The 12,372-nt window shown below is 41.7% G+C and carries 15 protein-coding genes; 3 read left to right on the top strand and 12 right to left on the bottom strand.

The features are described 5' to 3' along the window. Window positions 1–117 precede the first annotated feature (117 nt). The 3 genes from CKW02_RS15530 to CKW02_RS15540 form a co-directional block, all read right to left on the bottom strand. Window positions 118–1,410 (bottom strand): hemolysin family protein, encoded by a 1,293-nt coding sequence (locus CKW02_RS15530; RefSeq protein ID WP_003213040.1) that lies wholly within the window; start codon window positions 1,408–1,410, stop codon window positions 118–120. A 48-nt stretch (window positions 1,411–1,458) separates the two neighbouring features. Then, on the bottom strand, window positions 1,459–2,133 hold the full coding sequence (locus CKW02_RS15535) for a zinc metallopeptidase (protein WP_034620178.1): 675 nt from the start codon (window positions 2,131–2,133) through the stop codon (window positions 1,459–1,461). Window positions 2,134–2,214: 81 nt separating this feature from the next. After that, window positions 2,215–2,439, bottom strand: coding sequence for a YuzI family membrane protein (locus tag CKW02_RS15540; RefSeq protein WP_003213467.1), 225 nt, complete (start codon window positions 2,437–2,439; stop codon window positions 2,215–2,217). Between the two features lie 118 nt (window positions 2,440–2,557). On the opposite strand from CKW02_RS15540, the gene CKW02_RS15545 reads away from it, so the two are divergent. After that, on the top strand, window positions 2,558–3,544 hold the full coding sequence (locus CKW02_RS15545) for a potassium channel family protein (protein ID WP_003213017.1): 987 nt from the start codon (window positions 2,558–2,560) through the stop codon (window positions 3,542–3,544). On the opposite strand, the gene CKW02_RS15550 is transcribed toward CKW02_RS15545, so the two are convergent. The 5 genes from CKW02_RS15550 to CKW02_RS15570 all read right to left on the bottom strand — a co-directional run bounded on the left by CKW02_RS15550 (window position 3,541) and on the right by CKW02_RS15570 (window position 8,373). Beyond that, a complete protein-coding gene (locus CKW02_RS15550) occupies window positions 3,541–3,942 on the bottom strand; it encodes a YugN-like family protein (protein ID WP_003212880.1) in 402 nt (133 codons plus the stop codon). The two genes, CKW02_RS15545 and CKW02_RS15550, sit on opposite strands and share 4 nt — an antisense overlap. Before the next feature lie 32 nt (window positions 3,943–3,974). Further along, window positions 3,975–4,193 carry a spore germination protein gene (locus tag CKW02_RS15555; protein WP_003213169.1) on the bottom strand — a complete coding sequence of 73 codons (219 nt, stop codon included), beginning with the start codon at window positions 4,191–4,193 and terminating at the stop codon, window positions 3,975–3,977. Window positions 4,194–4,433: 240 nt separating this feature from the next. Continuing rightward, entirely contained in the window at window positions 4,434–5,789 is a 1,356-nt protein-coding gene (locus tag CKW02_RS15560; RefSeq protein ID WP_003213393.1) for a glucose-6-phosphate isomerase, read from the bottom strand. A 126-nt stretch (window positions 5,790–5,915) separates the two neighbouring features. Continuing rightward, the gene (locus CKW02_RS15565) at window positions 5,916–7,088 is read right to left on the bottom strand and encodes an iron-containing alcohol dehydrogenase (protein ID WP_003213557.1); all 1,173 of its coding nucleotides are present in this window, start codon (window positions 7,086–7,088) and stop codon (window positions 5,916–5,918) included. Between the two features lie 121 nt (window positions 7,089–7,209). Then, window positions 7,210–8,373, bottom strand: coding sequence for an iron-containing alcohol dehydrogenase (locus tag CKW02_RS15570; RefSeq protein WP_003212993.1), 1,164 nt, complete (start codon window positions 8,371–8,373; stop codon window positions 7,210–7,212). Window positions 8,374–8,517: 144 nt separating this feature from the next. Between CKW02_RS15570 and CKW02_RS15575 the strand changes: the two genes are divergently transcribed. After that, a complete protein-coding gene (locus CKW02_RS15575) occupies window positions 8,518–8,754 on the top strand; it encodes a DUF378 domain-containing protein (protein WP_003212952.1) in 237 nt (78 codons plus the stop codon). Between the two features lie 67 nt (window positions 8,755–8,821). Here the strand turns inward: CKW02_RS15575 and yugI are convergent, their stop codons facing one another. From yugI to CKW02_RS15590, 3 genes are all read right to left on the bottom strand, one after another. Next, window positions 8,822–9,214 (bottom strand): S1 domain-containing post-transcriptional regulator GSP13, encoded by a 393-nt coding sequence (gene yugI, locus CKW02_RS15580; protein ID WP_003213420.1) that lies wholly within the window; start codon window positions 9,212–9,214, stop codon window positions 8,822–8,824. A gap of 198 nt (window positions 9,215–9,412) precedes the next feature. Beyond that, window positions 9,413–10,606 (bottom strand): aminotransferase, encoded by a 1,194-nt coding sequence (locus CKW02_RS15585; protein WP_003213272.1) that lies wholly within the window; start codon window positions 10,604–10,606, stop codon window positions 9,413–9,415. Then, window positions 10,607–11,107: an Lrp/AsnC family transcriptional regulator gene (locus tag CKW02_RS15590; RefSeq protein WP_003213765.1), complete on the bottom strand. Its 501-nt coding sequence runs from the start codon at window positions 11,105–11,107 to the stop codon at window positions 10,607–10,609. Window positions 11,108–11,281: 174 nt separating this feature from the next. Between CKW02_RS15590 and CKW02_RS15595 the strand changes: the two genes are divergently transcribed. Next, window positions 11,282–12,106: an alpha/beta fold hydrolase gene (locus CKW02_RS15595; protein WP_003213663.1), complete on the top strand. Its 825-nt coding sequence runs from the start codon at window positions 11,282–11,284 to the stop codon at window positions 12,104–12,106. Here the strand turns inward: CKW02_RS15595 and CKW02_RS15600 are convergent. Next, window positions 12,103–12,363, bottom strand: coding sequence for a YugE family protein (locus CKW02_RS15600; protein WP_003213422.1), 261 nt, complete (start codon window positions 12,361–12,363; stop codon window positions 12,103–12,105). The genes CKW02_RS15595 and CKW02_RS15600 overlap by 4 nt on opposite strands. Between the last annotated feature and the right edge of the window lie 9 nt (window positions 12,364–12,372).

Here is a 12,372-nt window from a genome sequence, read left to right on the forward strand (position 1 = left end):
TCATTTCTATCAAACCATACCCTTTTTATGTGAAGTCAATCACTGTTTATCGGTAGAAGGCATTATCTCACCTAAAGTTTACCAAGTAAAAAAACCTCGTCAAGTGTTACGAGGTTTTTAGGAAAAGTGGACCTTTTTGATGTCAATGGTCCGAATATGATGGTCTTCTGCATCTATGATGGTAAATTCACAGCCTTCTGCTTCAATCGTATCTCCAATCTCAATATCAAATTTATGTGTCATCATCCAGCCAGCAATTGTATCAACATCATCATTCTCAATGGCTAAATCCAATAAATCATTTACTTCATCAATCAAGGCTTTCCCATCCATTACATAGTGGAAGTCACCTTTTTTGACGATATGAGGTGTTTCATCCTGATCATATTCATCTCGAATTTCGCCCACGATTTCCTCTAATATGTCCTCTACTGTAACAAGCCCGGCTGTTCCTCCATATTCGTCTACGAGCACTGAGATATGAATTCGCTCCTTTTGCATCAAAATGAGCAATTCTTGAACAGGCGTACTTTCAATCACCCGAATCACTGGACGCATTAAGTCTTCAATCGTCACATCTTGATTTAAAAAGCTCGCCTTAAACACATCTTTGCTATTGATGACACCAATCACATGATCTTTGTCTTCTTTAATGACGGGGTAGCGTGTGTATCTTTCGTTCAACATATAATGTGTCACGTCTTCAAGCGTCTGTTCAATCTCTATAGCTGAAATTTCTGTACGAGGAATCATGATCTCTCTCGCCACTCGGTTATCAAATTCAAAAATTTTATTCACATATTTGTACTCAGACTGGTTAATCTCACCCTTTTCATAGCTTTCAGATAAAATGAGACGCAATTCTTCCTCACTGATCGCCACTTCATGTTCTTTGACAGAATGAAAACCGAATAATTTCACAATGCCTCGCGCAGATCCATTTAATGCTTTAATAAACGGGTACATGACTTTATAGAAAAAGATGAGTGGCTTTGCTGTCACAAGGCTGACCGCCTCTGCCTTTTGAATGGCAATCGTTTTAGGCGCCAGTTCTCCCACAACGACATGTAAAAACGTAATGATCACAAATGCGATGATAAACGATAGGATGTCGGTTAATGCGGAATGAAGCCCTAATTCCTCAAACAGCGGATGCAGAAAATGCTCCACCGTCGGCTCGCCCAGCCACCCTAAGCCTAAAGCGGTAATGGTAATGCCGAGTTGACAGGCGGATAAATATTCATCGAGATTTGATATGAGCTTTTGTACGTGGATGGCTCTCTTATCACCGCTTTCAATCAGTTGATTGATTTTAGAGCCTCTAATTTTCACAATCGCAAATTCAGTGACAACAAAAAATGCTGTCGCAGCAATGAGTAATATGACTAAAAATACGTTTAAAATATACAAAAAAACCCTTACCTAACAATGGTAAGGGCTCACCTCCTCTGGCATCAATTAATCATTACGGCCATTTAGGAAGATCATTACAAAACGGAGCAATTCAAAAAAGGAGACAAGGGCTGCTGCGACGTACGTAAGAGCGGCAGCATTTAACACCTTGTTCACGCCTCTTTCTTCACTGCTTCTAATGATTCCTTCTGAAACAATGATATCTTTCGCACGAGAACTTGCATTAAACTCGACAGGCAATGTCACAAGCTGAAAGAACACAGCCGCTGAGAACAAAATGATCCCAAGCCCGATTAAGTTAAGGCTGCCAAGTAAGATTCCACCAAGGAAAAGAAGCGGGGCAACACCAGATGCAAAGTTCACAACAGGAAAGATCTTATGTCTCAAGACAAGCGCACCATAGGATTCCTGATGCTGCAAGGCATGTCCAACCTCGTGTGATGCGACTGAAATGGCCGAAATGGAATGGCCGTAGTACACAGGTTCAGATAAGCGAACCACACGCTGCGTCGGGTCGTAATGATCAGTCAAAGTTCCTCTTACCGGTTCAACAGGCACGTCGTATAACCCGTTGCGATCTAAAATATGTCGAGCGGTTTCCGCACCTGTTTGCATACTGGATGCTTCAACCTTTGAATACTTTTCAAAATTATTCTTCACTTTAAATTGTGCCCAAAATGATAATCCCAATGCGGCAAAAGTTAAAAAATAAAAAAACAGCATGCTCATCAGCTTCCTTTTTATTTTATATATTTATTTACAATTTTAATGACTTTTATGTAACGTGTACAGAAAAAAGCACTAGGTCTTTTTAAGGGGGATCACCACGCCAATGAAAAAGAAGAACACACCTAAGCATGCTGTATAAAAGGTCACCGTTCCGTATAGGTTTTGAAAAAAGTGCAGCCATGAAAAATCATTCATAAAATGATTCACCGCATTTAAGTCAAACACAAGTAAGATCATAGCTGATGATAAAAAGTGAGCGCCGATAAAAAGAAGTACGGTCTTTTGAACGAACGACATTCGCATTCCCTCCTTCTTCTCTCTTATTTTAAGATATGGGATCTACATGACGAAGATGAAAAAATGTTTCCTCAATCGGGCATACTGACATTAGCAGTCTCCTGAAAGGAAGAGTCCAATGAAATCAAACCGTATCTTTATTGCTTGGCTAAGGTGGCCTCTCTATCTTCGAATTGCCATCATCATCTGTTTCTTGCTTCTTTTTTTTGGACAATTAATCGTCTTGCTTGAACCGAAGCAGTATCATACGATCTTTGATGGGATCTGGTGGGCTCTCATTACAGTCGCGACGGTCGGCTACGGTGATTTTGTGCCGCAAACCATGCCCGGGCAAATCGCAGGTATGGCGCTGATTCTGATCGGGGCAAGCTTTGTCACGGCTTATTTTGCCACACTCGCTGCCGCTGTGTTCAGCAAGCAGCACCATTATGTAGAAGGGAAGGTCGCCTTTAAAGGAAAAGGACATCTCATTATCGTTGGCTGGAATGAGAAAACGAACAAATTGCTTCAATCGTTTCAAACGATTGATCCAGCTATGCCGATTGTGCTAATTGATGATTCCTTGAAGGAAGGGCCGCTTCTAGAGAATGTTCATTTTATTAAAGGGCATGGCACCGAAGATGGCACACTTCGCAAAGCCAATATTTCAGGTGCAGATGCACTGATGATTACCGCAGATCAGCACGAGAATGAAGTGACAGCTGATATGCAGAGTGTTTTAACATTACTTGCAGCAAAAGGATTAAACCCTTCACTCTACTGTTTAATTGAAATTTTAACAGATCGTTACGTGAAAAATGCCGAGCGGGCTGGCGCCAATCAAGTCATTCATACCTCTGATGCAGTCAATCATTTAATGGTCGAGCATTTTCTTTTAAAGGAACAGTTCAAAGCGTTAAAGAAAAAACGTCATATGACCTTGCATAAACAGATCACCATCATACCGGTTCCAGCTTCGTTAGCCGGAGAAACATTCTTAACAGCGCTCCATCATTTTTTAGAGCATCATGTGATCATTGTCGGTGTACAAAAAAAAGAAGGACCCATGATGAATCCTCCCTTTGATTATGAGCTTCATCCTGAGGATGAACTGATCAGCCTTTAAAGCAGTGCGTCTTCTAATTCCTTGACGAGCGAAAAGCCAATCTCAGTATAAGCTTTTGATACATCTCCATCTTTCTCTTTTGGTTCTTGGAATTGGTTAAAGGATGCTCCCACATTTCCAACCATCGCATGATCATCTAACTTATCTTGATAGACATGCTTTAAGAGAAATGGATCTCCCAGTTTCACCACAACGCCTGGCTGATCCAGCTGGCCCTTTTCGGCTGTAAAAGGAACTCTGAGAAAGGTATAGCCATCACGATTATCAATTTTATAATCAAAGTATCCGTGATCGTAATCCCAGTTACCATTAATGACATAGCCGAGCGGCTTCATCGTCTCTTCTAAATGGTAAAGTGAAAAGCTTTCACCAGTCAGCCTGGATGGTACATGAATCATACGAAACCCTCCTTTTTGTCTAATAGGTTTCGTTAAAGAGAGGAATTCATACATCTATCTCTCGTGATTTGTACATTGTTTGAAAAAGTGGCATCAAATAAGCTTTGATTGGATGATTGATTCGTCTCGTTCGCACTGCCGGACCCTGATGTTTCCTTCGTAGCACTCATAGGACAAATGCGTCCGACATTGCCAAAGTTGACGATTGCCTGGCCAGAAATATCGTGAATGTAAATATGATTCGTTCTCATGTTTCACCCTCCTCTACTCATTATTCTATGTACAGAGCGTAAGGAGGCTTGCACAGGAACCGTGCGAAAATAAAAAAGGCACACCCTTCAAAGGTGTGCTCAGCGTGTAGACAAACCCTTGCATTCGTTGTCAGGTCTGCGCGCTTGGTGCTCACGAATGTTAAATTCGCTCCGCGCCAGTGCTCGCCCTTCCTAGACTTCAAAGGTTTTCTATCACGCTGAAAGGTGTGCTTTTCATTCTTACGATTGATTCAGGCGGTTTTCAAGCTCGGCTTTTTTCTCTTCGAAGCCTGGTTTTCCTAATAAAGCAAACATATTCACTTTATAAGCTTCTACGCCAGGCTGGTCAAATGGATTGACGCCTAGTAGATATCCAGACATCGCGCATGCTTTCTCAAAGAAGTAAACGAGATATCCGAATGTATAAGCATCCATCTCAGGAATTGTGACGATCAAATTCGGTACTTTTCCATCTGTATGAGCAAGCATCGTTCCTTCAAATGCTTTTTTATTAACGAAATCAACCGTTTTTCCTGCTAGATAGTTCAAGCCATCAAGGTCTTGTTCTTCTGCTTCGATGACAAGCTCATGACGAGGGTTGTCTACATTAACGATTGTTTCAAACAAGTCTCTTCTTCCTTCTTGAACATATTGACCAAGTGAATGAAGATCTGTTGAGAAGTTCGCAGATGAAGGGTAGATTCCTTTTTCATCTTTCCCTTCACTTTCACCGAATAATTGTTTCCACCATTCTGCAAAGTATTGCAACCCTGGCTCATAGTTAATCAGCATTTCAATCGTTCTACCTTTATTGTAAAGGACATTACGGACGACAGCATATTGGTATGCCGCATTCTCAGAAAGCTCAGATGAAGCGAAGTCTTCGCTTGCTTTTGCCGCACCTTCCATCATCTGATCAATGTCTGCACCGCTCACAGCGATTGGCAATAGACCCACTGCTGTTAAGACTGAATAACGTCCACCTACATCATCAGGGATGATAAATGATTCGTAGCCTTCTTCTGTTGCTAATGTTTTCAATGCACCGCGTGCCTTGTCCGTTGTTGCATAAATACGTTTTTTCGCTTCTTCGGCACCGTATTTTTCAATGAGGAGCTTTTTAAAGATGCGGAACGCAATCGCTGGCTCTGTTGTTGTACCAGATTTTGAAATGACGTTAATAGAGAAATCTGCATCTTCCAATAGATCCATTACATCAGTTAAATAAGAAGAACTGATGTTGTTTCCAATAAAGATGATTTGCGGCGTCTTGCGTTTGTCTTTTGGCAGCGTGTTATAGAAAGAGTGGTTCAAGAATTCAATCGCCGCACGTGCGCCGAGATATGAACCGCCGATTCCGACAACAAGTAAGACATCAGAGTCTGACTTAATTTTATCTGCACTTTTTTTAATGCGGGCAAATTCTTCGCGATCATATTGCTTCGGCAAGTCAACCCAGCCTAAATAATCACTGCCTGTACCCGTTTGTTCATGAATATTATGATGGGCCACCTTCACAAAATCTTTTAAATATGTAAGCTCATGCTCTTGAAAGAAAGGTAACGCTTTTGAGTAGTCAAATTGAATATGTGTCATCGCTTGTAAGCCCTCCATTACGTTAGTTCTGTCCCTTTCACTTTAGCGGAACTAGCTATTGAAATCAAGTGATCGTCACTCCCATAGCAAAAAGCCGTTTCTCATAGAGAGAAACGGCACGAAGGATTATAAAGAAGCTTTCAAAATAGAAAGAATGTCATCACGACCAAGTTTCATAAAGTTACCAAAACCACCGTATTCCATTTCTTTCGCCGCAATGTCGGCAATTTTGTCCAGCTGATCTTCACCAATGTCATAATCTGCTAGACGTCTTGGTGCACCGAGGCTTGTCCAGAAGGCTGACAGCTTGTCGATTCCTTCTAATGCGATATCACGATCAGATTTTCCCTCTGTCTCGATGTCAAACATGTTTAGCATGAGATTTTTAAAGCGATCCACATTGTGATCGAGTGTATGACGCATCCAATTTGGGAAGAGGATCGCAAGTCCGCCTGCATGCGGAATGTCATAGACAGCCGATACTGCATGCTCAATCGTATGTGACGCCCAGTCGCCAAAGTAACCCATTTGCAGCGTTCCATTTAAAGCAATCGTTCCTGCGTAAAGGATCGTTTCACGGTGCTCATAGTTTTGTAAGTCTTCAAGCAGTTTTGGTGCTGTCTCAATGACTGTTTGAAGAACAGCAAAACACATTCGATCCTGTAAAGGCGTGTTTTTCACATTATGGAAGTATTGCTCGAAGACGTGGCTCATCATATCGACCATGCCGTACACCGTCTGGTTTTCTGGCACTGAATAAGTATGCTCAGGGTCTAAAATTGAAAAAGCAGGATGAGTGACTGAACTGCCCCACACATATTTTTCATTTGTTTCCCAGTTTGTGATGACAGAGTCTGGATTCATTTCTGAACCAGTTGCCGCAAGTGTGAGCACTGTGCCAAACGGCAATGCTTTTTGAGCGGTTGTTTTCTTTGAGATAATGTCCCACACATCTCCGTCATATTCCGCTCCGGCTGCAATCGCTTTTGTACAGTCGATCACACTGCCGCCGCCAACAGCTAATAGGAAATCAATTTTTTCATTTTGGCAGATGTCGATTCCTTTTTTCACTGTGGTGAGGCGCGGGTTTGGTTCAACACCTGACAGCTCAAATACGTCAGCTTCTGCTTCATTTAACGCGCTGATCACATTATCATAAAGACCATTTTTCTTAATGCTGCCTCCACCATATACAAGTAACACTCGTTTTCCATAACGAGCGAGTTCGCTTTTTAGTCCGTCTAGTTGTCCTTTTCCAAACATTAATTTCGTTGGATTATAATAAATAAAATTTTCCATCTGTTGATACATCTCCTTACAGCGTATATATCCAAAAACATGAAAGACTACTTTAACATATGTACACGTCGAACTCAAAAAAAGATAACTGCTCGAAAGCAATTATCTTTTTTTTGTTTGATTATAAAGAAGCATTCAAAATAGCTAGAACATCTTCTTTGTTTAGCTTTTTAAATTGACCAAATTCACCGCGTGCCATTGCACGATCTGCGATTAAATCAATTTTCTCATCGTTGATATCATAGTCCGCTAAACGGTTCGGTGCGCCAAGACTTGTCCAGAAAGCTGACAATTTGTCGATTCCTTCTAAGCCCACTTCTTCGTCTGTTTTGCCCGCAGGATCCACATCGAATACGCGTACCGCTAATTGTTTAAAGCGGCCTGGGTTTTCCTGAATGACATGCTTCATCCAGTTCGGGAACAAGATCGCAAGTCCGCCTGCATGAGGGATATCATAGATAGCAGATACCGCATGCTCGATGTTGTGAGATGCCCAGTCACCGCGTGCTCCCATTGACAGCATACCATTGAGCGCAATGGTCCCAGTGAATAAGATCGTTTCACGCAGCTCATAGTTCTCTAGATCGCCAATCAGCTTCGGAGCTGTTTCAATGACCGTACGAAGAAGCCCTTCACACATACGGTCTTGATAAGGTGTATTTTCCGTGTGATGGAAATATTGTTCGAACACGTGAGACATCATATCAACCATGCCATAAATCGTATGGTTTTTTGGCACAGTGAACGTGTTCACTGGATCAAGAATAGAGAATTTAGGGAAAACTGCTGGACTTCCCCAGCCATATTTCTCATTTGTTTCCCAGTTTGTGATCACTGATCCAGAGTTCATTTCAGAACCTGTTGCAGCAAGGGTTAACACCGTACCGAACGGAATTGCTTCCATTGGGACATGCTTACGCGTCACGATATCCCAAGCATCTCCATCGTACTTGGCTCCGGCTGCGATCGCTTTCGTTGCATCAATAACACTGCCGCCGCCAACTGCCAAAATAAAGTCAACGTTGTTCTCTTTGCAAAGCTCAACCCCTTTTCTTACCGTTGTTAAGCGCGGGTTTGGCTCAACACCAGCAAGTTCAGTGATTGCAGCTCCTGATTCTTTTAGGATGCTGACAACTTGGTCATAAAGGCCGTTTCGTTTAATACTGCCTCCACCATATACAAGTAATACGTTTTTTCCGTAGTGTTTGAGTTCATCTGAAAGGGCTGAAACTTCTCCCTTTCCAAATATTAATTTCGTTGGGTTCCAATAAGTAAATCGATCCATTTGATCTCCTCCTCGCGCTACATTATGCGCCTCAATCATTCCAAAAGTAAAGTAATTTGCTTTAATCCATTTTCTTACGCATAGTTTGGCTAAAAATCTGCAAAATATAAATGTATTGATGCTGTAGCGAAAGGAGGAATCACGATGAGTGCTATTCAGCGTATTGCCCTCGTGCTCACGATTATCGGTGCTATTAACTGGGGACTAATCGGCTTTTTTCAATTTGACTTAGTAGCAGCGATCTTTGGCGGACAAGGCTCTGCATTATCACGTATTATTTATGGTCTTGTTGGAATTGCAGGTCTTGTTAACCTTGGTCTATTGTTCAAGCCAAGCGAAGAAGCTGTTCGCCGTGACGAGCCGAATCCAGAGGTTCGCTAAACAAAAAGACATAAAAAAGGCCGCCTATACGAGGCAGCCAAAGGCACCGTTTGAAGCGGTGCTTTTTTTATTTCTTGATCAAATCTTTACGGTTAGATTGCTCAATCCACTCTTCAAGTTTATCTTTAAGTGTATTGAAACCTTGTGGTGTAGCAGCTTCTTCTTTCACTTGCTGTGGTCTTTGTTTCTTTGGTTTGCTTTCTTTTCTTTCAGGTGCTTCTTGTGTAGCACGGATAGAAAGGCTGATTTTACCAGCTTTTTCATCAACAGAAAGAACTTTCACTTGAACTTCGTCACCAATTGAAAGATGCTCGTTGATGTCTTTTACGAAACCATGTGTTACTTCAGAAATATGCACAAGTCCTTGAGTTTCTTCATCTAATGCAACAAACGCACCATACGCTTGTAATCCTGTTACTTTACCAGTGTAAACACTGCCTACTTCAAACTTTGTCGCCATGATAACAACTCCTAAATAAATGTTTTAATATTCGTTTATACGCAATTAAAAACTATATCACAGAACGGTCTTTTACGCAAAATATTTTTTAATTGGGTTTAGATCAGTTCAAAAGGGGGAATACCTGAAAACAAGAATGCTTTCTAGTATTCCCCCCTAATTTGAGAGGCATGAGTCCTAATGGATTGATGCCTTTTTTTATTTGATGATGGCAGGTGCTTCTTCTTTCACTTGTCGTTCCTGCAAAAAGCGCTGGATTCTTGAAAGTGATTCCTGAAGATGGTCAAGAGACGAAGCATATGAACAACGAATATGACCTTCACCACTCGGTCCGAAGACATTACCAGGGACTACGGCTACTTTTTCACTTAGGAGCAGCTCCTCAGCAAATTGTTCTGACGTCATGCCCGTCGTTTTAATGGACGGGAAAGCGTAAAATGCACCGTTTGGCTGGTGACATGTGAGCCCCAGTTCATTCAAAGAGCCGACAAACAAATTTCGCCGCCTTCTGTAGCTTTTCTTCATTTTCTCTACATCTTCAAGCCCGTTTTTCAAGGCTTCTTCTGCTGCATATTGTGCCATAGAGGGCGCGCACATCATAGAATATTGGTGTATTTTCAGCATGGCATCGCGCAGTACAGGTGGTGCTGCCACATATCCTAAGCGCCAGCCAGTCATAGCAAACCCTTTTGAAAAGCCTGAAATGAGGATCGTTCTTTCCTTCATATCTTGAATTGCCGCAACGCTTGTAAAAGCTTCATCGTACGTCAGCTCTGCGTAAATCTCATCTGTGATAATGAGAAGGTCATGCTCTTTTGCAAATTGAGCAATATCTTCAAGCTCTTCCTTTGAATAGACAGAACCAGTTGGATTTGACGGTGAGCAAAGCAGGATCGCTTTTGTCTTAGGCGTCAGCTTCGTGCGAAGATCCGTAGAGTCTGCTTTGAAATCTTTTTCAGCCGATGTACTTAAATAAACAGGTACTCCGCCCGCAAGTGTCGTAAGGGCCCCATATGCTACGAAACAAGGCTCTGGAATGATCACTTCATCCCCGCTGTTTAAAATCGCACGAAACGCCAAATCAAGTGCCTGGCTTCCGCCAACTGTGATAATCAGTTCTTCTTCAGGACTGTAGTCAATGTGAAACCGCTTATATAAATAGTTGCTCAATTCTTTTCGCAAAGATAATAACCCTGCATTCGCCGTATAAGAGGTAAGCCCTTGTTCTAATGACATAATACTTGCTTCTCTGACATTCCAAGCTGTCACGAAATCTGGCTCGCCGACACCAAGGGAAATGACCCCTTCCATTGTGGCTGCCAAATCAAAGAATTTCCGAATACCTGACGGCTGAATGCTTTGTACCGTTTCAGATAAATAAGACTTTTTCATTTAAGGTGACACCACGATTCTTTTGTCATCGTCTCCTGTTTCAAACACTTTCCCATCATGTTTATATCTCTTCAAAATAAAGTGGGTAGTTGTTGAAACAACGGAATCAAGTGTCGATAATTTTTCAGACACGAAGCGGGCAATATCAGACATAGATCTTCCGCGGATCACAACAGATAGATCGTAAACACCTGACATGAGATAGACAGACTCCACTTCCTGAAAGCGATAAATACGTTCAGCAATTTCATCAAATCCGACGCCTCTTTTTGGTGTCACTTTGACATCAATCATGGCTGTGACGCCTTCATGACCATCTACTTTACGCCAGTCAATCATGGTTGAGTAATCAATAATGACTTTTTGATCTTCAAGTTTTTGAATAATCGCTTCTGCTTCTTCTGTTGTCACGCCTGCCATTTTTGCAATTGTATTTAAATCGGCACGGCTGTTTTCATCTAAAATCTCTAATATTTCAGTTTCTTTTTCTGTTAGTTTCATTTGATTTCACACCTCAGATTGTAAAAAGCTAGTTTTAAAAAATCTTCTGAACATTATAGCACGTTTTTCCCATTATGCTAAGCAGGGAAAAGATGCTAACCATAGCTTAAAATCCACTTTTTAGGGTACAATACAGTCACCTAACAGAGAGTATCAAGTATCGGAGTGATGAGTATGGACATTGTTCAGCCAGCTTATATGAAAAGTAAATTCGGTTTAGACATCTATTACGAGCACTATCCAAATCAGGGGAAGAAAACATTGATCTTAATTCATGGTCTTTTCTCTTCTACCTTCAGCTATCGAAAGCTCATCCCGCTTCTGAAACAAGACTTCAATTTAATCGCGATCGATCTGCCGCCATTTGGACAGTCCGAGAAGTCGAATACGTTTATTTACAGCTATCGCAACATGGCAAAGATCATTATCGAGCTAGCTGGTTACTTACAGATTCAGCATGCGATCCTTGTGGGTCATTCGATGGGCGGCCAAATTGCTTTATATGCCGCATCTGAACGGCCAGACCTATTTGAAAAGGCGATCCTTTTGTGCAGCTCAGGATATTTAAATAAATCAAAGAGATCAGTTGTTTACAGCACATATATTCCTTATTTTTATCTCTATCTTAAAAGAAAGCTCTTGAAGCAAGGCATCATGAAAAATTTAACGGCTGTTGTGCATGATCATTCCATCATTGATCAAGAGATGGTGGATGGATATTTAAAGCCTTTTTCTGATGATCAAATTTTCCGAGGGATTTTCCGCTTGATTCGGCACCGGGAAGGGGATTTGACCTCGGATGTCCTAAAGAAAATGGAGACACCCGTGCTGCTCATTTGGGGTGAGGAAGATCGAATCGTTCCCATCCAAATAGGAGAGAGGCTACACAAGGATCTGCCAAACTCGACCTTGCACGCATTAAAAAAAACCGGGCACCTCGTTCCTGAGGAAAATCCGGTCTTTGTGTCTGATCAAATCGGACATTTCAGCCTGTCTTAGCGTGTGCAGGAGCTGCTGTCTCGTATGACGAAAAGCTGATTCGCTATATGTTGACAGCTCTCAAAAGGCAGGAGCTGCTCAAATGAGTGATGATAAATGGCTTGAATGTCTTTTGCTAAAGATAAAGAGTCTTCTGCGTCGTATAATGCACTGATGACGTCAGCAGGCTCCGTTTCATAAAAGTCCTCCCCATATTGAAAAGGGTCCCATGCCTTAATGAGTTGAATCATCTCTTCTACAGCTTGACTATCTTTCATCGGTATCAC

The sequence above is a fragment of the Bacillus pumilus genome, assembly GCF_900186955.1.
Classification (GTDB): domain Bacteria; phylum Bacillota; class Bacilli; order Bacillales; family Bacillaceae; genus Bacillus; species Bacillus pumilus.

Bases quoted from the DNA above. Each gene is read 5' to 3' on its own strand.
- CKW02_RS15550 (WP_003212880.1), bottom strand. From the start codon at position 3,942: ATGATTCATGTACCATCCAGGCTGACTGGTGAAAGCTTTTCACTTTAC.
- CKW02_RS15545 (WP_003213017.1), top strand. From the start codon at position 2,558: ATGAAATCAAACCGTATCTTTATTGCTTGGCTAAGGTGGCCTCTCTAT.
- CKW02_RS15540 (WP_003213467.1), bottom strand. From the start codon at position 2,439: ATGTCGTTCGTTCAAAAGACCGTACTTCTTTTTATCGGCGCTCACTTT.
- CKW02_RS15600 (WP_003213422.1), bottom strand. From the start codon at position 12,363: ATGAAAGATAGTCAAGCTGTAGAAGAGATGATTCAACTCATTAAGGCA.
- CKW02_RS15595 (WP_003213663.1), top strand. From the start codon at position 11,282: ATGGACATTGTTCAGCCAGCTTATATGAAAAGTAAATTCGGTTTAGAC.
- CKW02_RS15565 (WP_003213557.1), bottom strand. From the start codon at position 7,088: ATGGAAAATTTTATTTATTATAATCCAACGAAATTAATGTTTGGAAAA.
- CKW02_RS15590 (WP_003213765.1), bottom strand. From the start codon at position 11,107: ATGAAACTAACAGAAAAAGAAACTGAAATATTAGAGATTTTAGATGAA.
- CKW02_RS15555 (WP_003213169.1), bottom strand. From the start codon at position 4,193: ATGAGAACGAATCATATTTACATTCACGATATTTCTGGCCAGGCAATC.
- CKW02_RS15575 (WP_003212952.1), top strand. From the start codon at position 8,518: ATGAGTGCTATTCAGCGTATTGCCCTCGTGCTCACGATTATCGGTGCT.
- CKW02_RS15585 (WP_003213272.1), bottom strand. From the start codon at position 10,606: ATGAAAAAGTCTTATTTATCTGAAACGGTACAAAGCATTCAGCCGTCA.
- yugI (WP_003213420.1), bottom strand. From the start codon at position 9,214: ATGGCGACAAAGTTTGAAGTAGGCAGTGTTTACACTGGTAAAGTAACA.
- CKW02_RS15570 (WP_003212993.1), bottom strand. From the start codon at position 8,373: ATGGATCGATTTACTTATTGGAACCCAACGAAATTAATATTTGGAAAG.
- CKW02_RS15560 (WP_003213393.1), bottom strand. From the start codon at position 5,789: ATGACACATATTCAATTTGACTACTCAAAAGCGTTACCTTTCTTTCAA.